1 protein-coding gene is annotated in these 422 nt (G+C 46.7%); it reads right to left on the reverse strand.

Annotated features, from left to right (window positions below; genetic code table 11):
• A partial coding sequence (locus tag U0R11_RS13570) for a hypothetical protein (protein WP_406752374.1) occupies positions 1 to 422 on the reverse strand: 422 nt, incomplete at both ends.

The raw sequence follows: 422 nt of genomic DNA on the forward strand, positions 1-422 counted from the left end.
GCCATGCTCGCGGTGGCTACTCCATTGCTAAAGCTCATGCTCGTTGCTGTTCCAAAATTGGTACTAGCTACCGTTGGTACAGTAGCTGGACTACTCGAGGTTGCTGCTCCTGAGAAGGTAATTGATTTAGTACCTGTATAGGTTGTAGCTGTATTTCCATTCGCATCTTTAGCCGTTACGGTAATCGTCTGAGTACCTCCTGCCGTTTGTGTACCAGTTCCTGTAACAAGCAATTTAGTGGCTTCACCTGGACTCAAAGTAATGCTAGCGCTTGTCACTGCCGTACCCGTAGCTGGGGTGAAGGTAAAGGTTCCTGCACCAGCATTACCTGTGAATTTCAGACCTAAACTAGTCAAGTTCGCAACTCCACTGCTGAAGTCTGCTGCATTATTCAATATAGTTGTTCCAGACAATCCAGTGAT

This window comes from Aquirufa salirivi, from assembly GCF_045310485.1.
Classification (GTDB): domain Bacteria; phylum Bacteroidota; class Bacteroidia; order Cytophagales; family Spirosomataceae; genus Aquirufa; species Aquirufa salirivi.